The organism is Paenibacillus filicis (assembly GCF_038070315.1).
Taxonomy (GTDB): Bacteria; Bacillota; Bacilli; order Paenibacillales; family NBRC-103111; genus Paenibacillus_G; species Paenibacillus_G filicis.
On the sequence record NZ_JBBPCC010000010.1, the window covers coordinates 243,782 to 266,738 of the forward strand.

Genomic DNA, 22,957 nt, shown 5'->3' on the forward strand with positions numbered 1-22,957 from the left:
CCTCACAGGAAGAAAATACGTTCGAACAGCAGAGAGAACAACAAGGTGACTACGGTCACGAGTACGGTCAGCACGAGAACAAATCTGACACGGAATGCGGATAGGAGCATCAGGCTGCTCTTGATATCCAGCATCGGACCGAAGACCAGAAACGTCAGTAGTGAGCCGGTCGAGAAGGTCGTGACGAACGACGAGGCCACGAAGGCGTCAGAGGTGGAGCAGAGCGACAGGATATAAGCGAAGCCCATCATAAACAGATGGGAGCTGATCGTGCCTTCGCCGATGGCGGCCAGGCTATCGCGCGACATGAAGGTTTGGATGATGGCGGTCAGCATGGCGCCGAAAATTAAATATTTACCCATATCGAAAAATTCTTCGGACGCATGGCTGAGCACGCCAGCTGCCTTCCCTTTCAATCCGCGGCCGGCGCTGCTATGGGCGGCATGACCGGCGCCATGAATATGGCCTCCTGCGTGGACGTGACCATGTTCATGGTTGTGGTTGTGATCGTGATGGTGCCCATGATCATGATGATGGTGGTCGTGTCCATGATCGTGATGATGCGCATGTCCGTGCAGGTGTCCATGGTTGTGCCCATGGTCGTGTTCATGGGTACCCTCTGTCTGGCTGCGCAGAGGATTCGACCGGACGAACCGGTAGACGATCAGACCGACTGCCGCGGCTACGACAAAGGCGAGTGCCATCCGGGAGTAGGCGATCTCTGGGCGGGTACGGAAGGCCATGAAGGTGGAGGCATAGACGACCGGATTAATGATCGGTCCCGCTAGAATAAACACGACGGCTACATAAGCCGGCATGCCTTTGCGAATCAGACGCCGGATGACAGGAATCATGCCGCATTCGCAGAGAGGGAAGATGATGCCCACCAGGCACGCGAACAAGATGCCGAGGATCGGGTTTTTCGGAGTCCAGCGGCGGATAGTCTGCTCAGATACGAACATCTGCAGTACGGCGGACACGAGGACGCCTAGCAGGACGAAGGGCAGCGCCTCTAGGATGATGCTGATAAACATCGTCTTGAAGTTTTGCATCGCATCGGAGCTGATCCAGGACAGATCGGGCTGCTGCTTCTGCGTGAAGATCAGTACAAGCATAAGCAGGCATAGAACGGCCAGGATATTAGTGATCCAGCGTTGGATAGTCATGGACACGATCCCATTTCTCCTTCTATAAACGTAATAATTATTATTATATCGTATGCACGAGCCCTTGAATATAGGACGAGTTTTTTTCGGAAGGAAGAATTTGGGCGGGAGGTGGTTGACATCGCATGATGCGTTCGATACAATGCTCCTAATAAGCAATGACGGGAACAAGTAAGCGGCAGTGCGCTTGATCAGAGAGCCGGTGGGTGGTGCGAACCGGCAGGCGGCGCCGACTGAATGGATCCCTGAGCTGAAGGTGGAACGGCCGCGCGATTACCGGGCCCGGGACGGATAATTAACTTTCCGTTGAATGCGTGAGCAAGTATACCTGTCCGGCTGACTCCCCGTTACAGGAGCCATAAGGTTTGCATAATTCAGGCACTGACTGGATGAGGATATCATCTGGCGGGTCGTTCATGCAGGCGAATTAGGGTGGCACCACGGTCTCTCGTCCCTTGCGGGGAGAGGCCTTTTTTGTATGCATTTTTGGGTAAAGAAACGAGAAGAGTCTAGAATATCGGGAGGTAATGAACAATGACAAAGCTGCGGGTATTATCGGGCATGCAGCCCAGCGGTCAACTGACCCTCGGCAACTATATCGGCGCCTTGCGCAATTATGTCAAGCTGCAGCATACGCATGACTGCTACTTCATGGTCGTCGATCTTCATGCGGTTACAGTTCCGCAGGAGCCTGCAGCGCTGCGGGAGCAGACAGAATCCGTAGCGGCTCTGTATCTGGCGGCAGGCATCGATCCTGAGCAGGCAACGGTCTTCCTGCAATCCAGCGTGAGCGCGCACGCGGAGCTCGGATGGTTATTGACGACGATGACCTATATGGGCGAGCTGGAGCGTATGACCCAGTTCAAGGATAAATCGGAGGGCAAGGAGTCGGTAGGCGCGGGCTTATTCACGTATCCGTCTCTGATGGCTGCGGATATTCTCCTGTACAATGCGGATCAGGTGCCGGTAGGCGACGACCAGAAGCAGCATCTGGAGCTGACGAGGGATTTGGCGCACCGGTTCAACGGCCGTTACGGGGACACGTTCAAGATTCCTCAAGGATATATTCCGGAGGTAGGCGCGCGCGTCATGTCACTGGACGATGCATCCAAGAAGATGAGCAAGAGCAGTCCGAACGCCGGCAGCTATATTGCGCTGCTCGATCCGCCGGATGTGATCCGTAAGAAGATCAGCCGGGCCGTGACCGACTCAGGCCGCGAGGTGAAATATGATCCTGCGGGCAAGCCGGAGGTCAGCAATCTGCTCAGCATCTATTCCGCTGTTACGGATAAGCCGATTACAGAGATCGAAGCGATGTACGACGGGCAGGGGTACGGACCGTTCAAGAAAGGGCTGGGCGAAGCCGTGGTCGAGCTGCTCGAGCCGCTGCAGCAGACTTACCGGGATATTCGCGAGTCCGGCGAGCTGCACCGGATTCTGCGGCAAGGGCAGGAGCGTGCGCAGGAACAGGCCGAGCGGACGCTGAGCGAAGTCAAAGCCAAGATGGGCTTCGTTACCCTCTGAACGAATAAGCAAGTATTCACAGACAAAGAGCTCATTCCAACCGGTTGAACGGGGGAATGAGCTCTTTTTGAGTTTTGGCTGCCGGACACCCGGACAGAGAGTGTAATGCGAACCTGGCTACTTCTCACCCGAATGGGACGACTGCTCGCGTTTTCTCCGCTGCCTGGCCTTGACGATAAAGCCCGAGCCGATGAAGAACAGGGAGACGATGGCGGCGAGTACAGCCATCCAGGGGCGGCCTGCTGCCATGAAGAAGCTGATAGCAGCTAGCAGCGCCGTACCGAGCACGGCATAGATCAGTGCAAGTGGTTTGTTCATAAGGTTTAAGTTGCCCCTTTGACTGTAAAAGTTTGAAACTGAATTTTTTTTCAAAGCGGCGTATAGTTTCCCGCGTCCGACACATAATAAGTTTGCAAGCTTGCAAATACATCAAAGACATTATCCAATCGAAAGGAGTGCTGAACATGGGTGCAGGTCAATCCCGCAGCAGCAACGCTCTGGTAGTGCCACAAGCTTCTCAGGCATTGGATCAATTGAAGTATGAGGTAGCTCAGGAGCTGGGCATTCAAATCCCTCAAGACGGTTACTACGGCTACATGGCGTCCCGTGACACCGGTGCAATCGGTGGTCACATTACACGCCGCCTGGTGCAAATCGCCGAGCAAGCAATTGCAGGACAACAATCCCGCTAATTGCCCGGTCGGTCTTGTACCAAGCAAGATCGAATATAAAGCTCAAGGAGTTCGCTCCTTGGGCTTTTTCCTATGGACCCGGCCGGAGGCGCGCAACAAAGGGCGGACATGGCGGATACAGCATCCGCGCATGTCCCGCCCTTTGTCTGCTTTTCATTCCGCGTTCCCAATCCGCCGTAATCCGTGTATGCTTAATTCAGATCGACACGCAGCTTCTTCTCCAGCTTGGAATCATTCTTCCATCCAACGTAGGAATCGAGCGTTTCGTAGGCTTTGTCCATTCTGACGACAGCCACGAACGGATATTGCTTGCGATGCCGGTAGCGTACATCCGCCCAGCGTACCTCGTAGCCCCAGGCATGCTCCTTCATCTCCGAGCAGGCATAAGACGTAAAGTACAGGAATGAAGCTACATTCGGATGCGACTTGGAGGCGTCAACGGCAGGATGCTCATCGCAGCGCACCTGATCGACCCATTGGAGCTTGCCGTTCCTCAGCTCGCCCAGCCGGTAGGAGCCGTCCGTCCGTCGTTTCACAATCTGCCAGTTATGCAGGTGAACGGTCGGAATCAAGGTGTACCGTTCTCCCGGCTTATACTCGGGGTCGGATAGATGAAGTCTGGACTGGGTCCGGTGATGCTCCCAGGTGCGCCAGAGGTAATAAACGGCTGTCAGGCTGTACAGAATCGGGAAAATCACCTGTGGAGGCAGTACATGCACCGACCATAAGAAGATGGCGAGTACATGCGACAGGAAGATAAACGGGTCGAAAATGTGAATGATGTTCCAGGCCACCCATCGTTCCGAAAAAGGCCGGACCGCCTGAGTCCCATACGTGTTGAACAAGTCGGTGAAAACGTGAAAGGCGACGGCGATAAATACCCACATCGTGACGTGCAGCATCGGCAGACCTTTGAAGGTGAGCCCCAGCACGCTGGAGATGAGCGCGGTCCAGAGGACCAGCGCGGGCAAGGAATGAGACTTGCCACGGTGATTTTTGATGTACACGGCGTTGTTCTTCAGTCGTAGCAGCGTATCTGCATCGGGGGCCTGCGAGCCGGCAACGGTGCCGATCAGGACGGCCGTAGCGACCGCAGGGTCTGCGGCAACGACAGGATCGATATAAGCGAGTCCCGCCAAGCCCAGCCCAATGACGAGATGGGTTCCGGTATCCATGGACTTACCTCCTGGTCAAGCATAGTTCTGCCAACTGTCGTTTGCAGTCCACTACTAGTAGTGTATCATTTTCTTGAGCAAAATAAAGCTTCATCGGGAACAAAAAAACGTCGGGAGCGTGAATACTATGGGGATTGTGTTTACTGAGTATAAGATTGACGCCATACATCGTACTGATTATTTGACATGGGCCGCCGATTTGAAACAGGAGTTTGCGGAATTGGAGATTTACGAGGGGACGGAGCAGCCGAATTTGTTCGTAGAGATTTGGAGCGGCCTGAGTCAGGAGAAGTACGCGGCGCTGAAAGCGGCGAGAATCGGGGAGGACTCCCGGATCGCTCAGGATGAAGAGAGCGGCAGATGGAGGACGATGGAGCTGTGGGTGGCCGGAGGACGGCCTAAGATTCATATGTGGCAGTTCAGTCCGATCTCGGGTAAGGGCGTATGATTCCGTCGTATCGTATGCCATAAGCGGAGGAATGGTGTCAGACAGGCGGTCGTCATTTCCCAATATTAGTGCCTGAATTTCGGCGATGCTGCAGGGTACAGCGCTTTATAATAAAAGCATAATCCAGGTTAAGGAGTGCGCCCATGAGCATGGCTGAACGCAAAGAGGAATATTATAAGGCATTGCTGGAGAAAAACAGCGAATACGAGGGTTTATTCTACGTAGGCGTCAAGACTACGGGCGTCTTTTGCCGGCCAACCTGCCCCGCAAGGAAGCCTAAGTTTGAAAATTGCGAGTTCTACGAGACGGCGCAGCAGGCGCTGCTCGCCTCCTACAGGCCCTGCCAGCGGTGCCGGCCGCTATCTCATCCGAACCATGTGCCGGAGATTGTCCGCGTGCTGGTTGAGGCGGTCGAGCATAACCCGGAAAAACGATGGACCGGTCAAGATTTCAAAAATCTGTCCGTCGATGAATCGACGGCGCGTCGTCAATTCAAGAAGCGCTTCGGTATGACCTTTGTGGAATATGCACGGGCCCGGCGCATGGGGCTTGCTCTCAAGAAGATCAGGGCGGGCGAGCCCGTGATCGATAGTCAGCTATCAGCAGGCTATGAATCCAGCAGCGGCTTCCGAGATGCCTTCTCCCGCATTATGGGGGCGGCGCCTACCTTGGTGGACGAGCGGAGAATTCTGAAAGCGGCCTGGATCGATACGCGACTTGGCCCGATGATGGCTATAGGAGATGATCATGCTCTTCACCTACTGGAGTTTGTCGACCGCCGCGGACTGGAGCGAGAGGTGGAGCGTCACCGCAAGCGGACGCGCTCGGCGATTATTCCGGGAATGACCGAGCCCATCCGCTCCATCGAGAGGGAGCTCGGCGAATATTTCGAGGGGAAGCGGACTACCTTCGAAACTCCACTTTTTCTAGCGGGGTCGCCCTTCCAACAAAGCGTGTGGGAGCAGTTAATAAAGATACCGACGGGGGAAACGCGGTCTTATCTGGACCTTGCCCTATCGCTCGGGAAGCCAAAGGGATTTCGCGCTGTGGCTCAGGCCAACGGAGCCAACCAGCTTGCCATCGTAATTCCCTGTCACCGTGTCATCAATGCCAATGGCGATCTGGGCGGCTACGGGGGCGGTTTAACGCGCAAGAATTGGCTGCTGCAGCATGAGATGGGAGTCAAATAGGATGAAATCTCAAGCTGAACAGGCTGACCCCAGCCGCATGCTCACGCAGCGGCTGGGGTCAGCGTTTTGTTACAAGCCATTCCCACTTCCTGTCCATGCAGACCTGGATTAGTCCGTCTTCCATCTGGCGATCATCCCTCTGGCCATGTCCATATCGGCTTCTTTTCCTGTCGTCAGTGCGAACTTGGCGACTAGTGCTGGATATGCGGCCCATTGTTCTGCGATATGTTCATACATGCGTGGCCAGGTTCTGCCGCCCGCCTGTTCATAACGCCGCAGTAAATCACGGAGTCCCTCGGCGCCAAATAAGGCATACAGGATAACGAAATCTTTGCCGGGGTAGGCAATTTCGGCTTCAGTCCAATCAATCAGCCCGGTTACACGTTGGTTGCGGTCGACGAGAATATGAGGGGGATGCAGATCGCCATGATGGAGTACCGAATGCTCCGGCCAGTAGCTATCCGTAGTCAGCCATGCCGTCCAGCGCTCGGATAGCTTGGCCGGAATCGCGAAGCTCTGCTGGATCTCTTCGATGTTGGCGGCAAAAGCCTCCCGTGCTTCTTCCGGGGACTTGCAACGAACTCCAGACTGAACGGCCTCTGTATCATACTCATTCTGGAATTTCCACGATATGGGTCACGCGATTTCTTCCGTTTAGTTTCGAAGTATAGAGAGCTTGGTCGGCCTTCTTCAGAATCGTAGCATCGGTCTCCTCGGCCGTGTAGGTCGCTATACCGACACTGACGGTGAGGCTGCCTGTTATCCACGAGGATTCTGCGACGATCTGCCGCAAATGCTCGGCGATGCTTCTGGACTCCGGCCCATCGGTGCCCGGGAGGATCAGCACAAATTCTTCTCCGCCGTACCGGGCTGCAATATCCTCAGACCGGGCATGGGCTTTCAGAATACGGGCCAGCTGCTCCAGGACCTGATCCCCTGTCTGATGCCCGTAGGTGTCGTTGACCTTCTTGAAGTGATCGATATCCAGGATGCAAAGGGAGAAGGGCTGCAGCGTCTTATGGAACAAGGCAATTTGCTCTTCGAGCTTTTCCTGAAAATATCTCCGATTCTTCAATCCCGTAAGCTTATCGGTCGTAGACAATTCAACCAGGATCGTATTCATCTGGATCAGCTCTGCTTGTTTTTGCTCGATTTCCCTATGAATTTGCTCCAGCTTGGCCAGGGCCTGGTCCTTCTCCCAGTAGGCTTGTTCGATCTGCTTCTTGGCCGACCGGAGCTCCTGCTCGTACTCGATACGTTTGCCCATCGGCAGCAAGATACAATCTGTCAATTCCAGGCTATCGTTCTGGAATATTTTCCCGCTGAGCAGATAAGGGACCGACTGCCCGCTGGCATCCTTCAAGCTCAAAAATAACTCGTCCACATGCCCATTCAAGTTGATAAACGGGAAGAAGTAAGAATGAAAAATGAGTTTATTGGCCGTCGACATGAGCGATTCCATATGTTTGTCCAACAAATCAGCCCGGGTATACTTCATCTTATCGAGGAAGGTTTGATTCACATCGGCTATGGTTCCTTCATGGGTCAGGGAGATATAGCCGCAAGGTGCGTGGTTCAGCCGTTCATCCATTAGTTCAGGTGTCCTTTCAATCACGGGCGGATCTTCCTTCCGCCGCTATTCCAGATATTCATGAATCAGGCGAATCGTTTCGTCAGGATGGCTAATATGCGGATAATGCCCCTTAGCCTCCATGAGCTGGAACGTGCTGTTCTTCAAGTGCCGGTGCAAGTATTCTCCTGCTTCCAGCGGTACCACACTATCATCGGAGCATTGCATGATCAGCGTAGGAACGGCAGCCTGAGCCAGATCCCGTCTATGATCTGCAAAGAAGGTCACCTCCGCGAATTCTCTGGCAATGACAGGATCTGCAGAAATAAAGCTGCGCTCGAGTTCCTTGGATAGCATAGGCATCTCTGGATTATTCATGGCAAAGGGAGCCATGAAGCTTGCCCAGCCTGCAAAATTCATTTCCATCATATCCAGCAGCTCGATAATATCGCTCTTCTCGAACCCTCCGACATACTCGTCCGCCTCATTCAAATAACAAGCGGAAGGTCCGATCATGACCATCCGCTCAAAATATTCCGGCCGCTCGATGGACGCGAGCATCCCGATCATCGAGCTGATGGAGTGGCCAATAAAGATGACATCGCGAAGCCCGTAGGCTTCTATAATATCCAGCACGTCCTGGGCATAGCCGTGCAGGGTGTGATATTTCTTCGAGGTATATGCACTCAAATCCGATTTCCCCGAACCTACATAATCGAACAGAACCACTCGAAATTTCCGCTCCAAGGAAGGCAATATATACTTCCACATGCTCTGGTCGCATCCGAATCCATGGGCCAGCATGACGGTGCGTTCTCCTTCGCCAACCATCTTTACATTATTCCGTACACCCACGTCGCTCATCTTGGATGACTCCCTTATAATTGGTATTCTCTCCATTCTGAGGGGAGGTTCTATAAATATCAAGTAAATTTTCACAGTCCAGGAGTCCGTCCCGCAGGATGGTTCTGTGAGCGGTTGGCACGAATAAAGGAGACTGGCCGGCCGATTGCAAGCGTCCTACCTGAGGCAAAGCTACGAGAAATCCATCTATGATATAGTCCCGATAAGGATACGATGATCAGGAACACAATGCGGCCATGAATTGGCCTCGCTTGCTCGGCATGCTACAAGTTTACCAGCCGATCAAGGCTTCCGTTGTTTTCGAGGGGGGTATACACTCTCATGAAGAAGTCACTGTTTTCAGAAACTGCAAAAGTATGATAGCGAAAGGCTAGCCGTCCCGCCTCAGGATGCTGTATCACTTGGTCGCCTTCCGAATTTCCGGCTACCTCGTGCCGTTCCCACCCTGCCCGGAATTCCTCGCTCTGGTCATGCAGCTTGCTGATTAACTCTTGATACCACGGATCATTCAGGTGCCAGGCATAACGGTTTCGGAAGTGAGCCAGCAGCCGGGAGGAGACATGCTCCCAATTCACGATGCTTGCCTTATTGCGCTCCATCACGAAGACGCGCCAAAGTATATTTCGCTCGATCTCCGCCGATCCGTTCAACTCACCGCACAACGTACTCGTCATTTGGTTCCAGGCCGATATATTCCAGCGTTTGTCAATGACATAGGCGGGGTAGGTTCCCATCCTGTCGAGAATCGCTTGCAGGGCGGGAGGAGTGGATTCTTCCGCTGCTTTCGTCATCAAAGAAGGATTAGCCAGTATGAAGAGATAGTTGCGTTCGTCAGGGCTCAGTTTAAGTGTCCGCACCAAGCTCTCCAGTACTTGCTCGGACACTTGAATATCCCGTCCTTGCTCCAGCGCGGTATACCATGGTATGGAAATACCGGATAGACTAGCGACTTCTTCCCGTCTTAGACCGGGTGTGCGGCGGCGTGAAGCTCCGGCCTGCAGCCCCAGCTCCTGCGGGGATAAACGCTTGCGGCGGCTCTGGAGGAAGTCCGCCAGTTCTCTTCGTCTTCGGTCACTATTCATAACGATGATGCATCTCCCATCGTAATAGAATTTATAGCAGGATAGCGAATCATACGATAAGTACACAACTGTTTGCGTAATATAACTCCGATTATAATCGACTTGTCGGTGAGAACCTAACAAATTATTAGGGTAAGAAGGAGATTTTCATATGACCAAGTCGGAACAAAACGAACACAGTCGTACATGGGAAGATAAGCGGATTCTCCTCCTCGGAGGAACATCCGGAGTCGGTTTTGCAACAGCGGAAGCTGCTTCCAGGGGAGGAGCTTCCGTTGTCGTCGTATCCAGCCGTCAGGACCGGGTTGATGCTGCGATTTCTCGGCTGCCCCGAGGTACCGAAGGGTATGCGGTTGACTTGTCCGACGAGGAGCAGGTCCGTGCATTTTTTAAGCGAATCGGTGAATTTGATCATTTGGTGTTTACGGCTGGCGAGTCCTTGTCATTCGATACGATCGGTGAAATTGAGTTGGCCGCAGCGCGACAATTGTTTGACCTGCGCTACTGGGGAGCCTATATGGCTGCCAAATACGGCAGCGGGAACATCCGGCAGGGCGGTTCCATTACATTGACTTCCGGTACAGCTGGGATCAGGCCTTCAGCAGGATCGACGGTCCCGGCCAGCATATGCGGCGCTGTGGAGGTGCTGACCCGGGCCTTGGCGGTCGAGCTCGCACCTATCCGGGTCAATGTCGTGTGTCTGGGACTTATACGCACGGAGCTGTGGGATAACCTTCCTGAGGAGGGCCGGAACGCGCTGTATGAGAACCACGGTCTTCGCCTTCCGGCAGGCCGGGTAGGTGAACCGGAGGATGCGGCCGAAGCTTTTCTTTACTTGATGCGCGAGCAATACTCGACCGGACAGAGAATCGTTGTAGATGGAGGTTCTATCCTCGTGTAACCGGCTGCGCATAGATAGACATGAACAAGCGCCCGTTCCCAGCCTAAGCCGGGAGCGGGCGCTTGTTCATGTGACGGGGTCAGGTTCCGCAATAGGTCCGGTAAGGACGAGTGGAGCGCTCCTGGGGTGCGGCGTATTCCGCCTGCTCAGGCGTATGAGCGAAGGGGTCGGACAATACCTCGAGAAGGCGCTCCAAGACGCTGTAATCTTCGTTGGATTCTGCGGCCTCAAGGGCTTCTTCCACCCGGTGGTTTCGGGGGATGACGGCTGGATTGCTTCTCCGCATCAGCTGATGGGAGGCTTCCTTGCCTTCCTGCTGCTGGCCTAGTCTAGCCTGCCACTGCGCCTTCCAATCCGCAAATTCCTCGGTCTCGAAGAGGGTCGTCCCCTCGAGCCGGTCGAAGGTTAAGGCGAGGAAGGTATTGGTGTAGTCTGCCTCGTACTGCTGCATCAGCTTGAGCAGGTTCTCGATCAGGGCTTCATCCCCGGTCTCTTCATTGAAAATCCCCAGCTTAGCCCTCATGCCGGCGAGCCAATAACGCTGATAGGTAGTGGAGAAGCCGGCAAGTGCTTCTTCGGCCAGCTTGACGGCCTGCTCCTCATCCTCATGCAGCAAGGGCAACAGAGATTCGGCCAGCCGCGCCAGATTCCAGACGGCCATATGCGGTTGATTGCCGTAGGCATAGCGGCCTTGCCTATCGATGGAGCTGAACACTGTTGCCAGACTATAGACATCCATGAAGGCGCAAGGACCATAATCAATCGTTTCGCCGCTAAGGGTCATATTGTCGGTGTTCATGACCCCGTGGATAAAGCCGACCAGCTGCCACTTGGCGATCAGCTCGGATTGACGTTGGATGGCCCCCTGAAGCAGGAGCAGATAGCGGTTCGGCTCGGCGCCGGCTTCCGGATAATGCCTGTGCAGGGTATAATCCGCCAGAGCCTTGAGCTCCTCGGCAGTACCTTGACTGGCTGCGTACTGAAAGGTGCCGACGCGTATATGGCTGGCAGCCACGCGGGTGAGGATGGCGCCGGGAAGATGGGTTTCCCGGATGATTTCCTGACCGGTTGCCGTCACCGCCAGACTGCGGGTGGTCGGGATGCCGAGCGCATGCATGGCTTCACTGATGATGTATTCGCGCAGCATCGGTCCGAGCGCCGCACGTCCGTCGCCTTGGCGGGAGTAAGGGGTTCTGCCCGAGCCCTTGAGCTGGATATCGAATCTCTCACCCTGGGGCGTAAGCTGCTCGCCGAGGAGCAGGGCCCGTCCGTCTCCGAGGATGTTGAAGTACCCGAATTGATGCCCGGCATAGGCCTGGGCCAGCGGTGAAGCACCCTCGGGAACATGATTGCCGGCCAGGGCGGCTTCTCCTTCGCGGGTTTGCAGGGCCTCCGCATCCAGTCCCAGCGAGGCGGCCAGCCGTTTATTCAGGATGACCAGCTCCGGAGAGCGCACCGGGGCCGGGCTCTGATGGGTAAAGAAGATCTTCGGCAGACGAGCGTAACTATCATCAAGGTTCCAGCCTGGCTTCGGGGTTGCAGAGTTCGGTGTCATCAGTTTCTCCTTTGCATGAGACAAAATCATAGGCATTCACGTAGTTTTTGCTTCTATCTAATCATTATACTCTTTCTAAGCTTGCTGAGGCTAATCGGTTTGTGCGACGAATAGGCAGACCGGGAGGCCGGTCTGCCTGCAAGTGCAACTTGTAACTGAGAAATCTGCAGCTGCAAGCTGCAGGCGGGGAGTCTTATGTGCCGGGAATTATCGGCCGCCCTGAGCGGGGGTGCCGTATGGATAGGTGTACTGAAGCTCTTCGTCAAAGGTGATGTAATCCAGGTTGACCATCAGCAATAAATACCGCATGCCTGTTTTGGGGTCGCTGATGATGATGTGGTCGCGTCCCGCGGCCTCGATGCGGCCTCTGAAGATTTTGGCGTTCCATTCGGAGTTGTTCTCATACGTCATATAAAGCGTGGCTACCTTGCCAAGATTAAGGCGCAGAATGTTCTCGATGAAGGATTGCTCGATCGGCAGCAAGCCTGGCGTGGCAGGGGCAGCCGGGGCGGCTTGCTGAGCGACGACGGTACCGTAAGGCGTGATGGGTGAGCCGCTTGGCACCTGCGGCGGAATCTGGGTGGCGGGACTGACCTGTTGTTGCGGATAAGACGGGTACCCGTAAGGGGTGGCATTCGGCTTGTAAGGCTGATTGTACATGAGCAGTTAAAGCCTCCTTTACATAATCGGATTACAGCTCAATACGTGTTGTACACCTGTGGGCAATCTTCGGTGGTCGGCGAGAAGAAGCAATGCAGCTTGTAACGGCCTATATTCGGCTGATTGTACCACTGATCGGGGCAATCGCTGTTAGGCCGGAAATACCAGAATCCGAACGCAGTCGGTTGACGCCGACATGGTCGGCCATCAGCATGCCGGGCTCGCCTTCGCTCTCCGCCTCGGCGCGAAGCAATCTTGCGAGAAGCCTGGTGTCATTGGCATTCGTTTTAATGACTGCCTTTCTTGCTGTCACTTCCTTTTCATGGACCTAGCGCCCATGGGCTTTTGCACACCATTTATTGTATGACGGGTAGGCGGGATTATTGCCGGGGGGTGGTTGTACTTTTTATCGGGAGCGGGGAAGAGGCGTCTGAAATGGGGAAGTAAGCCAAAGAACCGCAAGCTATAGGCCTGCGGTTCTTACCGGGAAGATGCCGGTAGAAGTTTAAAAGTTGAAATTGTCCGGATCAGGGCCGAACCGTTTGTCCTCATTCAGGGCATCCAGACGGGCTAGATCCTCATCCGACAAATTGAAGTCGAAGATATCGGCATTCTCTTGAATCCGGTGGGCTTGGATCGATTTCGGGATAATCACGATGCCTTGCTGGAGATCCCAGCGAAGCACGATCTGGGCCGGAGATTTGCCGTACTTGGCTGCCAGCTCCGCCAGCAGCGGAAGGTCGAGATGCCCTTGCATGAGCGGGCTCCAGGCTTCCAGCCGGATATTATGGGCGCGGGAGTACTCGCGCAGCTCTCTTTGCTGCAGCAAGGGGTGAAGCTCGACCTGGTTGACCGTCGGCACGACACCGCTGTCCTCAATGATATCCTTGAGGTGGTGGATGTGGAAATTGCTCACACCGATCGCACGAACTAGACCTTCGTTATACAGCTTGATCAGCGCTTTCCAGGTTTCTTTGTACTTATCCTTCACCGGCCAGTGGATCAGGTAAAGGTCTATGGTGTCGACGAGCAGTTTCTTACGGCTTTCCTCGAACGCGCGGAGCGTCTGGTCGAAGCCTTGATCGGCATTCCAGACCTTCGTCGTAATGAACAATTGGTCGCGGGGGACGCCGCTCGCCTGGATGGCTTGTCCAACCCCGGCTTCATTACCATATATAGCAGCAGTGTCGATAGAACGATAGCCTGACTTGAGAGCGTCGGTTACGGCTTGAACGACCTCGTCTCCTTCCTTGGTTTGCCATACGCCGAGCCCGAGCCATGGCATACGGACGCCGTTGTGAAGCGTGACTGTGTCCTGGATTTGTGTAATGGATGTCATGAGATGACAGCTCCCTTCTCCATATCGATTATTCCTAGCGATTTGCTTGCTTTTCCATCATAACACAAGTTGCCGACAACCTCCAAAATGAAGCGAGTTACGGCAATAAACGTGAAAAAAAACCTGGCGGGGAGCCTGGTTCTTTCTCTTGAAGTAAGTTGCTTGAGTCTCGGTTAGACGGCCAGGTGCTTGCGCATCATGTCTCCGTTCAAGGTGCCGGAATTGCCCTCCGCCACGACGGTGCCCTTATCCAGCACATAGAAGTAATCCGCTATGCTGGTGGCGAAAGCCAGGCTTTGCTCGACGAGCAGCACGGAGGTGGTCCTTGCTGCCTTAACGGACTCGATGACCCGCTCGATATCCATGACAATCGACGGCTGGATACCTTCCATCGGCTCATCCAGCACGAGCAGCTGGGGCCTCGAGATGAGCGCTCGGCCGATGGCGAGCTGCTGCTGCTGGCCTCCGCTCAGTTCACCGCCCTTGCGGTGCAGCATGTCGCGCAGCACCGGGAATTGCTCGAAGATCGAGGCTGGAATGCCGTCCTTGCGTATGTCGGGGGAGGCCGCTTCCAGGCCGAGCAGCAGATTGGCTTCCACCGTTAATTGCGGGAAGATGTCCCGGCCCTGCGGCACGTAGCCGATACCGGACTTGGCCCGGACTGCGGGGGCGGATCTCGTCAGATCGCGGCCGTTGTAGAGGATGCGTCCCGAGCGGGGCTTGATCAGCCCCATCACCGTGCGGAGCAGGGTTGTCTTGCCCACGCCATTGCGGCCCATGAGGCACACGACCTGCCCGGGCGGAATGTGCAGGGAGGCGCGCCGTACGACCATGCTTTCCCCGTAGCCTGATTCCAGCGCTTCTACCCATAAGCCTGTGCCAGAATTAGTCGTCATGTCTCTCCGTCCTCCTTCCCAGGTATACCTGTGCGACCTGATCGTCCGCTTGAATCTCTTCCATCGTCCCTTCCCGCAGCACGCTTCCCTCATGCATGACGGTCACGATGCTGGCAAATTGCTTCACGAACTCCATGTCATGCTCCACGACAATGACCGTCTGTGTTTGCCCGATCCGCACAAGCAGCTCGCCGGTTTTCTCTGTCTCGCTGTCGGTCATCCCGGCGGCTGGCTCATCGAGCAGGAGCAGCTCCGGCTCCTGACTAAGCAGCATGCCGATCTCGAGCCATTGCTTCTCCCCGTGGGAGAGCGCTCCGGCTTGGAGACCGGACTTGTGCGCCAGCCCGACCGTCTCCAGATGCCCGATTGCCCGCTCCCGTTGTCCGGCGGCTGTTGCTGCGAGCAGGGTGCGAAGCAGCCCGCGCTGCGCCTTCAAGGCGAGCAGCATGTTGTCGAGCACGGACAAGGTTGCGAAGATGGAGGGAGACTGGAACTTCCGCCCGATACCGAGCTGCGCGATCTGATGCTCCTGGAATTTCGCCAGATCCCAGTTGTCCTTGAAACGGACGGTTCCGGATGAAGGCTTTGTTTTCCCGCACAGCACGTCGAGCAGGGTGGTTTTGCCGGCGCCGTTCGGGCCGATCAGGAAGCGGAGCTCCCCGGGGGCGAGTGAGAAGTTCAAGCCGCGGATCGCCTTGAAGTCTCCGAAGCGGACCTCGAGCTGCTCCACCCGGATGATGGGGCCTGCGGTTGCTTGACGGGGCATGGCCTCGGCTGAATGCATCGCTGGTTCCTCCGTTTCGGTTAGGATTGTTCAGGCCCCGGCTCTGCGAGGCCGGAAGAGGCCAGGGCAGCAGCCGGACGCACCGGCTGCCGGCGATTGCCGCGCTGCACCCGGTAACGCTGGATCCAGCCGGATAGAGCTCCGGCGATTCCTTGTGGCAGCAGCATCGTGGCGATGATGAACAGGGCGCCGATGACGATTGGCCACCATTCTGGATAGGCCTCGCTCAGCGTCGTTTTGGCGGTATTCGTCAGCAAGGCACCGATGACGGCGCCGAACAGGGTGCCCCGGCCACCGATAGCTACCCATAGCACCATTTCAATAGAAGGAACGATGCCCATCTGCGCAGGCGAGATGATGCCTTCTTGGAGCACGAAGAGGATGCCTGCGATTCCGGCGAGCGCTGCAGACACGCAGTAAATAAACAATTTGTACGTGACCGGATTGTAGCCTAGGAAGCGGACGCGGTTCTCAGCATCGCGGATGGCGATCAGGATATTGCCGAGCTTGCCGGAAGCCAGCTTCAGCGAGGCCAGCAGCACGAGCCCCAGGATCAGCACAGTCGCGATATACAGCATTCGCTTGACCACAGGGTCGCTCAGCGAGAAGCCCAGGAAGGTGCTGAAGTTGGTCAAGCCGTTGGTTCCGCCCGTATAGCCCTGCTGCCCGACGAACAGGGTGACGGCGATGATCACCGTAGCCTGGGTGAGGATGGAGAAGAATGAGCCCCGGATGCGGTTGCGGAACGTGAAGTACCCAATGAGCAGGGCGGCCAGCACCGGGATGGCGATAGCCAGCAGGACGGCGAGCCCGGCGGAATGGAAGGGCACCCAGAACCAGGGTAGCGTCTCAACGCCGCTCCAGGACATGAAGTCCGGCAGCTCCCCGCCGGAGGCGGCCAGCTTGAGATGCATGGCCATGGCATAGGCGCCGAGGCCGAAGAATACGCCGTGACCCAGGCTTAAGATGCCGGTATAGCCCCAGATCAGATCGAGGCCGATCGCGAGGATCGCGAAGGCGAGGAATTTGCCGAGCAGGCCAAGCCGGAACTCGGATAGCAGCAAGGGAGCTGCTAGCAGCGCAATTAACAGAATGGCGGTGAGGACGAGCTTGTATTTGCCGCCGATACTTAGCATGCCGTACATATAGGCAGCACTCCTTCGCTAGTTAATCGAGAGCTCTGGACTTGGTCGTCACAAGTCCCGATGGTCTCCATTGCAGGAACGCGATGATCAGCGTGAAGACGATCACCTTCCCGATCGTTGCACTCGTGCCATACTCGATGACCGTACCCGCTGCGCCGATGCCGAGGGCGCCGAACACGGTCCCGGCCAGCTTGCCGATTCCGCCGAGCACGACGACCATGAACGCATCCACGATGTAATAGGTGCCGATCGACGGCCCGATCGGGCCGATCAGCGTCAAGGCACAGCCTGCCACGCCTGCAAGCCCGGAGCCCAGCGAGAAGGCGACGGTATCGACACGCTGGGTGGAGATGCCGAGGCAGGAGGCCATCTGCCGGTTCTGCATGACCGCCTGGATGTTGCGTCCGCTGCGCGTGCGGTAGATGAACAGGAACACCGCCAGAATACACAGGCAGGCCAGCCCGATAATAAACAAGCGCTTGTAGGGCAGGATTAGATCGGGGGCAAGCGCGAGCCCCCCGTCCAGCCAGGCGGGAGCTTTCACGGCGACGTTCGGTGCGCCGAAGATCGTTCTTGCGAGCTGCTGCAGCACGAGGCTGACGCCCCAGGTAGCGAGCAGGCTGTCGAGCGGGCGGCCGTACAGGAAGCGGATCAGCAGGATCTCCATCAGCCAGCCGACGGCTCCTGCGAGCAGGAAGGCGAGCAGCAGCGAGGCGGCAAAGTAATAGCCGAAGGCATCCGCCGGAAGATAGGCTTGAAAGGCCCGTTGAATCATGAAGGTGGTGTAGGCGCCGATCATAATAAACTCGCCGTGCGCCATGTTAATAACGTTCATCAAACCGAACGTGATGGCGAGACCGAGTGCAATCAGCAGCAGCACCGAGCTAAGGGAGAGGCCGTTGAAGACTTGCAGCCATAGAATGCTCAATACACATCGCCTCCTAACGGAAAATGAGTGCGTAGACATGCGGACGCCTATTTCTTGGTGACCTCCGCGCCCCACGGGTAGGTCTTGAGGAACGGATCGGGCTTAACGGGCTGCCCGGAATTCCAGACTTCCTTGAACTGGCCGTCTGCCTGCACCTGACCGATGCGGACGGTCTTAAATACATGCTGGTTGTCGCCGTCAATCGTTACTTTGCCGCCAGGCGCGTTGAACTCGATGCCTTTGGCAGCGGCCTTCACTTTCTCAACATCCAAGGCACCCGCTTTCTTGACAGCTTCAGCCCACAGGTAAACCCCAAAGTACCCGGCCTCGATCGGATCGTCCGTGACACGGTCTTTGCCGTACTTGGCTTTGTAGGCGGCGACGAATTTGCTGTTCTCCGGCGTAGCGGTCGTCTGGTAATAGTTCCAGGCCGCATAATGACCCTCCAGTACAGAAGCTCCGATGCCCCGGATTTCCTCCTCGGCTACGCTGACGGACAGTGTCGTCAGATCGCTGGCGCTGATGCCGGCATCTTTAAGCTGCTTGAAGAAGGCTACATTGCTGTCACCGTTCAGCGTATTGAACACGACGTCAGGCTTCTCTTTCTTGATCTTGCTGATGATGGTGTTGTAGTCGGTATGCCCGAGAGGCGTGTATTCTTCGGCGATCAGCGTTCCGCCTTCGGCTTTGAGCTGTTCCTTGATGATTTTGTTAGCGGTGCGCGGGAAGACGTAGTCGGAGCCGAGGAGGAAAAATTTCTTGCCCTTGTTCTGCAGCAGCCAGGAGACGGCCGGAACGATCTGCTGGTTGGTGGTGGCGCCGGTGTAGAAGATATTGGGGGAAGATTCCAAACCTTCGTATTGGACCGGATAGAAGAACAGACCTTTATTCTGCTCGACGACAGGCAGGACGGCCTTACGGCTTGCCGAGGTCCAGCCTCCGAAGATGACTGCGGCCTTATCCTTCTGCAGCAGCTTCTTCGTCTTCTCTGCGAAGGTCGGCCAATCCGAAGCGCCATCCTCGATGATGGGCTTGAGCTGCTTGCCGAGCACGCCGCCCGCCTGATTGATCTCCTCGATCGCCATCAGGGTAGCGTCCTTCACGGATACTTCGCTGATAGACATAGTCCCGGTAAGGGAATGGAGGACGCCCACCGGTATGGTATCGCCGGCTCCAGCCTCGGGTTTCGCGCCAGTTCCAGCCGAGCTCTCTGCCGTCGTCGGGGCTGCAGGCGGATTGGCGCATCCGGCGAGCATCATGGCGAGGGTAAGCGTACCTGCCATCCATTTGGAAAGATGATGTTTACTTGTTGTCATCCGACCACTCCCTTTTCTTTGTATCGTTCGGGTATCTTGCTGGATTCATCATATTTGGGTAATTATGTAATGTCAATATACATCACTTAAAATAGTCTTATTTAACTAAAAATATTAAAAACATAACATTTAGTTTACATTAATATTGTGTTTTTGCTGTAAAATGATTATTTTTGGAGGTTGTTTCACTTTAGTGAAATAATAAATGTCATTAAGTATAACATAAAATGTTTACAAAATGACCAAACCCGAATACAATGAACGATATCTAGCATCAATATTCGTGTTTGGGGGGGATGCTTGTGTACTTGACGGAGAGGGAAAAAGAAAAGCTGCTGGTTACGGTGGTTGCCGATATTGCCAGGCGCAGGATGCAGAGGGGATTGAAGCTGAATTATCCCGAATGCGTCGCGCTGATCACCTCGGAGATTATGGAGGGGGCCAGGGACGGGAGAACGGTCACGGAGCTGATGGAGACGGGGGCCGCTGTGCTGAATGCAGACCAGGTGATGCCTGGTGTGCCTGAGATGATCCCGGAGGTGCAGGTCGAGGCGACCTTCCCCGATGGAACGAAGCTGGTGACTGTCCATCACCCGATTCGCTATTGAAGCTTTGAGCGGACGGCTGCACATACTGTATATCGCCGATCAGGAGGGATGCCGGGATGATACCGGGAGAATACCGTATCAAGGAAGGTGCCATCGAACTGAGCGCAGGCCGATCTACCCATGTATTGATTGTCATAAATATCGGCGACCGTCCGATTCAGGTCGGTTCGCATGTTCATTTTTTTGAAGTCAACCGGGCCCTCCGGTTTGAGCGGGCTGAAGCCTATGGCATGCGTCTCGACATTCCAGCTGGGACGGCCGTGCGTTTCGAGCCTGGCGAGGAGAAGGAAATTACGCTCATCGAGCTGGGAGGAGACCGGTTGTCCTTCGGACTGAATGGGCTTAGCCGGGGCCAGGCAGTCCGAGGGCCATTGCCTGAACCGGTACGCACCAGACTTATGGAGTGGGAGGAGGGGGAGTAGATGGCCCGGATGGACCGAAGCTCTTATGCGCTGATGTTCGGTCCGACGACGGGGGATGCGATCCGTCTGGCGGATACCGACCTGTGGGCGGAGATTGAGCGGGATTATACCTGCTACGGTGACGAATGCAAATTCGGCGGCGGCAAGACGATCCGCGACGGCATGGGCCAGTCCTCCCGCCATACCCGGGATCAGGGTGTGCTGGATACGGTGATTACAAATGCGGTGGTGATTGATGCTGGCGGCATCTTCAAGGCCGATATCGGGATCAAGGATGGGGTCATCATCGGCATCGGCAAGGCAGGGAACCCGGATATTATGGATCGTGTCTCTCCGGATATGATCATAGGTGCCTCTACGGAAGTCATCGCAGGCGAGGGAAAGCTGATTACGGCGGGCGGGATCGATACGCATATTCATTATATATGCCCGCAGCAGATCGAGACGGCATTGTCCTCAGGCGTCACGACGATGATCGGCGGAGGTACCGGCCCAGCTGCGGGAACGAAAGCGACCACCTGCACTCCGGGCGCATGGCATATTCACCGGATGCTGGAGGCCGCAGAGGCGTTTCCGATGAATCTAGGGTTCACCGGCAAGGGCAATGCATCCTTCCCAGAGCCTCTGATCGAGCAGGTGGAGGCCGGTGCTATCGGTCTGAAGCTGCATGAGGATTGGGGAACGACGCCTGCGGCGATCGATACCTGCCTGGCCGTCGCCGATCTGTTGGATATTCAGGTAGCGATTCATACGGATACGCTCAATGAAGCGGGTTTTGTCGAAGATACGATCCGGGCTATCGGCGGCCGGACGATCCATACGTACCATACGGAGGGCGCCGGAGGAGGGCATGCGCCTGATATTATCCGTATCGCGTCGGAGCTGAACGTGCTTCCTTCTTCGACGAATCCGACGAGGCCGTACACGGTGAATACAGTGGAAGAGCATCTCGATATGCTGATGGTCTGCCACCATCTGGACAGCCGTATTCCCGAGGATGTGGCGTTTGCAGATTCGCGGATCCGTCCCGAGACTATCGCGGCGGAGGATATCCTCCACGATCTGGGCGTGTTCAGCATGATCAGCTCGGATTCTCAGGCGATGGGACGCGTCGGCGAGGTCATCATCCGTACCTGGCAGACGGCGGATAAGATGAAGAAACAGCGGGGAAGGCTGGAGGACCCGGACGGCCTGGAGGATGAGGCGGTAGGCGCACTGGCAGAAGGGGCCAGCCCCAGTCTGGCGGACGGCCCGGGAGCAGGCCCGGATATGGAAGTTCCCAGCGACGATAATTTCCGGATTAAGCGATATATCGCCAAGTATACGATCAATCCCGCGATTACACACGGCATCTCCCATCTGGTCGGCTCTGTAGAGGTCGGCAAGCTGGCTGATCTGGTCGTCTGGAGCCCTGCGTTTTTCGGCGTTAAGCCGGACATGGTGATCAAAGGAGGCTTGATCGTCTTCGCCCAGATGGGCGATCCGAACGCCTCGATCCCGACCCCTCAGCCGATGATGGGCCGTCCGATGTTCGGGGCTTACGGGCTGGCGCTCCGTCACAGCCTGACCTTCGTCTCACAGAGCGCATTCGATGCGGGCGTGCATCATCAGCTCGGCCTGCGCAAGCGAGTTGAACCCGTCAAGCATTGCCGGGGCGTTACCAAGAAGGACATGGTGCATAACGGGGAGACGCCTCATATCGAGGTGAACCCGGAAACGTATGAGGTTAAGGTAGACGGTGTGCCGGCTGTCTGTGAGCCGGCAAGGGAGCTGCCGATGGCGCAGAGGTATTTTCTATTCTAACGGCTCGCTGCGGTACGAAGGGAGGGGAGGCGGACGGTTGAATGCAGATTTTCAACAGAGCTGGCTCGCATACACGCAGTTTCTCGACTCGGCGCTGCCGATCGGGGGGTTCTCCCACTCCTTCGGCCTGGAGACGCTTGTGCAGGAAGGAATTGTCCAGACACCATCCGAGCTGAAGCTGTACCTGGAGACGATGCTGCGCTTCAATTGGTCTACACTGGATGCACTCGCCGTCAAGGCTGTGTATGTGTATGCCCCTGCAGGCGAATGGGAGCGACTGTGGCAGGTAGACCGGATGCAGCATGTTCAGCGGTCGGCAGCCGAGACCAGGGAAGGTGTTGCCAAGATGGGACGCAGGCTGCATAAGCTGGCTTGCTCGATGTATCCGGAGCTGAGCTGGGAGCCGTTGACGCAGGCGATGAACGACCGCCGCTGCATCGGCACGCATCCGCTGCTTCACGGATGGGTTGTCTGGCAGCTCGGGGTCCCGCTCACAGCTGCTGCCGAGGGATATCTGTACCAGTGTGTGCTGACGGGCGTCAATAGCGGGCTAAGACTGATGTCTCTCGGTCAAACGGAGGGGCAGCGCCTGATCGCTTCTCTGCTGCCGGCCATCCGGCATGCCTGGTCGCTCGCGGAAGCGCTGGACCCGCTGGAGGACGGCATGTCCAGCACGCCGCAGGCAGATCTGGCGATGATGCGGCATGAAACGCTCTATTCCCGGTTGTTTATGTCCTGAATGATCCAGAAGGTTTACATTTAAGGAGCCATTCCTGTAATGAATTAATTTAAGGTTTGAATGAAAAAAGCGCCAACTGTATACTGGGAAACGTTCCGTCCAAAGAACAATTCCAGCACAGGAGGCACTCAACATGAAGTATAAACAATC

The 22,957-nt window shown here is 55.9% G+C and carries 24 protein-coding genes and 2 pseudogenes; 9 read left to right on the forward strand and 17 right to left on the reverse strand.

Annotation, left to right across the window (positions count from 1 at the left end):
- Window positions 1–2 precede the first annotated feature (2 nt).
- Complete coding sequence (locus WMW72_RS17130) at window positions 3–1,172, reverse strand: permease (protein ID WP_341416736.1); 1,170 nt, start codon at window positions 1,170–1,172, stop codon at window positions 3–5.
- Window positions 1,173–1,700: 528 nt separating this feature from the next.
- Between WMW72_RS17130 and trpS the strand changes: the two genes are divergently transcribed.
- Window positions 1,701–2,690 (forward strand): tryptophan--tRNA ligase, encoded by a 990-nt coding sequence (gene trpS, locus WMW72_RS17135; RefSeq protein ID WP_341416737.1) that lies wholly within the window; start codon window positions 1,701–1,703, stop codon window positions 2,688–2,690.
- A gap of 117 nt (window positions 2,691–2,807) precedes the next feature.
- Here trpS and WMW72_RS17140 read toward each other — a convergent pair whose 3' ends face one another.
- Window positions 2,808–3,008 (reverse strand): DUF5325 family protein, encoded by a 201-nt coding sequence (locus tag WMW72_RS17140; protein ID WP_341416738.1) that lies wholly within the window; start codon window positions 3,006–3,008, stop codon window positions 2,808–2,810.
- A gap of 146 nt (window positions 3,009–3,154) precedes the next feature.
- Here WMW72_RS17140 and WMW72_RS17145 point away from each other — a divergent pair, with 146 nt between their 5' ends.
- Window positions 3,155–3,382 carry an alpha/beta-type small acid-soluble spore protein gene (locus WMW72_RS17145; protein WP_341416739.1) on the forward strand — a complete coding sequence of 76 codons (228 nt, stop codon included), beginning with the start codon at window positions 3,155–3,157 and terminating at the stop codon, window positions 3,380–3,382.
- Between the two features lie 191 nt (window positions 3,383–3,573).
- Here the strand turns inward: WMW72_RS17145 and WMW72_RS17150 are convergent, their stop codons facing one another.
- Entirely contained in the window at window positions 3,574–4,557 is a 984-nt protein-coding gene (locus WMW72_RS17150) for a metal-dependent hydrolase (protein ID WP_341416740.1), read from the reverse strand.
- Window positions 4,558–4,684: 127 nt separating this feature from the next.
- Here WMW72_RS17150 and WMW72_RS17155 point away from each other — a divergent pair, with 127 nt between their 5' ends.
- Window positions 4,685–5,005, forward strand: a complete 321-nt coding sequence (locus tag WMW72_RS17155) for a hypothetical protein (RefSeq protein ID WP_341416741.1) — start codon at window positions 4,685–4,687, stop codon at window positions 5,003–5,005.
- A gap of 143 nt (window positions 5,006–5,148) precedes the next feature.
- A complete protein-coding gene (locus WMW72_RS17160) occupies window positions 5,149–6,195 on the forward strand; it encodes a bifunctional transcriptional activator/DNA repair enzyme AdaA (RefSeq protein ID WP_341416742.1) in 1,047 nt (348 codons plus the stop codon).
- Window positions 6,196–6,303: 108 nt separating this feature from the next.
- Here WMW72_RS17160 and WMW72_RS17165 read toward each other — a convergent pair whose 3' ends face one another.
- The 5 genes and pseudogenes from WMW72_RS17165 to WMW72_RS17185 all read right to left on the reverse strand — a co-directional run bounded on the left by WMW72_RS17165 (window position 6,304) and on the right by WMW72_RS17185 (window position 9,711).
- Entirely contained in the window at window positions 6,304–6,432 is a 129-nt protein-coding gene (locus WMW72_RS17165) for a hypothetical protein (RefSeq protein ID WP_341416743.1), read from the reverse strand.
- A 3-nt stretch (window positions 6,433–6,435) separates the two neighbouring features.
- Window positions 6,436–6,828 (reverse strand): annotated as a pseudogene (locus tag WMW72_RS17170) (phosphotransferase); the annotation flags it as partial.
- The gene (locus tag WMW72_RS17175; protein ID WP_341416744.1) at window positions 6,806–7,786 is read right to left on the reverse strand and encodes a sensor domain-containing diguanylate cyclase; all 981 of its coding nucleotides are present in this window, start codon (window positions 7,784–7,786) and stop codon (window positions 6,806–6,808) included. The pseudogene WMW72_RS17170 and the gene WMW72_RS17175, both read right to left, overlap by 23 nt.
- 45 nt (window positions 7,787–7,831) lie before the next feature.
- Window positions 7,832–8,629, reverse strand: coding sequence for an alpha/beta fold hydrolase (locus tag WMW72_RS17180; RefSeq protein ID WP_341416746.1), 798 nt, complete (start codon window positions 8,627–8,629; stop codon window positions 7,832–7,834).
- A 263-nt stretch (window positions 8,630–8,892) separates the two neighbouring features.
- Entirely contained in the window at window positions 8,893–9,711 is an 819-nt protein-coding gene (locus tag WMW72_RS17185; protein ID WP_341416747.1) for a helix-turn-helix transcriptional regulator, read from the reverse strand.
- A 151-nt stretch (window positions 9,712–9,862) separates the two neighbouring features.
- On the opposite strand from WMW72_RS17185, the gene WMW72_RS17190 reads away from it, so the two are divergent.
- Window positions 9,863–10,612: an SDR family oxidoreductase gene (locus WMW72_RS17190; protein ID WP_341416748.1), complete on the forward strand. Its 750-nt coding sequence runs from the start codon at window positions 9,863–9,865 to the stop codon at window positions 10,610–10,612.
- A 79-nt stretch (window positions 10,613–10,691) separates the two neighbouring features.
- Here WMW72_RS17190 and WMW72_RS17195 read toward each other — a convergent pair whose 3' ends face one another.
- The 9 genes and pseudogenes from WMW72_RS17195 to urtA form a co-directional block, all read right to left on the reverse strand.
- Entirely contained in the window at window positions 10,692–12,167 is a 1,476-nt protein-coding gene (locus WMW72_RS17195; protein ID WP_341416749.1) for a protein adenylyltransferase SelO, read from the reverse strand.
- A gap of 207 nt (window positions 12,168–12,374) precedes the next feature.
- A complete protein-coding gene (gene gerQ, locus WMW72_RS17200) occupies window positions 12,375–12,827 on the reverse strand; it encodes a spore coat protein GerQ (RefSeq protein WP_341416750.1) in 453 nt (150 codons plus the stop codon).
- 38 nt (window positions 12,828–12,865) lie between these two features.
- Window positions 12,866–13,140 (reverse strand): annotated as a pseudogene (locus WMW72_RS17205) (hypothetical protein).
- 192 nt (window positions 13,141–13,332) lie between these two features.
- A complete protein-coding gene (locus tag WMW72_RS17210; RefSeq protein WP_341416751.1) occupies window positions 13,333–14,166 on the reverse strand; it encodes an aldo/keto reductase in 834 nt (277 codons plus the stop codon).
- A gap of 173 nt (window positions 14,167–14,339) precedes the next feature.
- The gene (urtE, locus tag WMW72_RS17215) at window positions 14,340–15,062 is read right to left on the reverse strand and encodes an urea ABC transporter ATP-binding subunit UrtE (protein ID WP_341416752.1); all 723 of its coding nucleotides are present in this window, start codon (window positions 15,060–15,062) and stop codon (window positions 14,340–14,342) included.
- On the reverse strand, window positions 15,052–15,846 hold the full coding sequence (gene urtD, locus WMW72_RS17220) for an urea ABC transporter ATP-binding protein UrtD (RefSeq protein ID WP_341416753.1): 795 nt from the start codon (window positions 15,844–15,846) through the stop codon (window positions 15,052–15,054). Before urtD ends, urtE begins: the two co-directional genes overlap by 11 nt.
- Before the next feature lie 20 nt (window positions 15,847–15,866).
- Window positions 15,867–16,991 (reverse strand): urea ABC transporter permease subunit UrtC, encoded by a 1,125-nt coding sequence (gene urtC, locus WMW72_RS17225; RefSeq protein WP_341416754.1) that lies wholly within the window; start codon window positions 16,989–16,991, stop codon window positions 15,867–15,869.
- A gap of 22 nt (window positions 16,992–17,013) precedes the next feature.
- Complete coding sequence (urtB, locus tag WMW72_RS17230; RefSeq protein ID WP_341416755.1) at window positions 17,014–17,919, reverse strand: urea ABC transporter permease subunit UrtB; 906 nt, start codon at window positions 17,917–17,919, stop codon at window positions 17,014–17,016.
- A gap of 47 nt (window positions 17,920–17,966) precedes the next feature.
- Window positions 17,967–19,235 carry an urea ABC transporter substrate-binding protein gene (gene urtA / locus WMW72_RS17235; protein WP_341416756.1) on the reverse strand — a complete coding sequence of 423 codons (1,269 nt, stop codon included), beginning with the start codon at window positions 19,233–19,235 and terminating at the stop codon, window positions 17,967–17,969.
- 302 nt (window positions 19,236–19,537) lie between these two features.
- Between urtA and WMW72_RS17240 the strand changes: the two genes are divergently transcribed.
- The 4 genes from WMW72_RS17240 to WMW72_RS17255 are packed head-to-tail and all read left to right on the forward strand — an operon-like array spanning window position 19,538 to window position 22,807.
- Window positions 19,538–19,843 (forward strand): urease subunit gamma, encoded by a 306-nt coding sequence (locus tag WMW72_RS17240; RefSeq protein WP_341416757.1) that lies wholly within the window; start codon window positions 19,538–19,540, stop codon window positions 19,841–19,843.
- Window positions 19,844–19,899: 56 nt separating this feature from the next.
- A complete protein-coding gene (locus tag WMW72_RS17245; RefSeq protein WP_341416758.1) occupies window positions 19,900–20,265 on the forward strand; it encodes an urease subunit beta in 366 nt (121 codons plus the stop codon).
- Window positions 20,266–22,068: an urease subunit alpha gene (gene ureC / locus WMW72_RS17250; protein ID WP_341416759.1), complete on the forward strand. Its 1,803-nt coding sequence runs from the start codon at window positions 20,266–20,268 to the stop codon at window positions 22,066–22,068. It begins immediately after the preceding gene.
- 37 nt (window positions 22,069–22,105) lie between these two features.
- On the forward strand, window positions 22,106–22,807 hold the full coding sequence (locus WMW72_RS17255; RefSeq protein WP_341416760.1) for an urease accessory protein UreF: 702 nt from the start codon (window positions 22,106–22,108) through the stop codon (window positions 22,805–22,807).
- The last annotated feature ends 150 nt before the right edge of the window (window positions 22,808–22,957 follow it).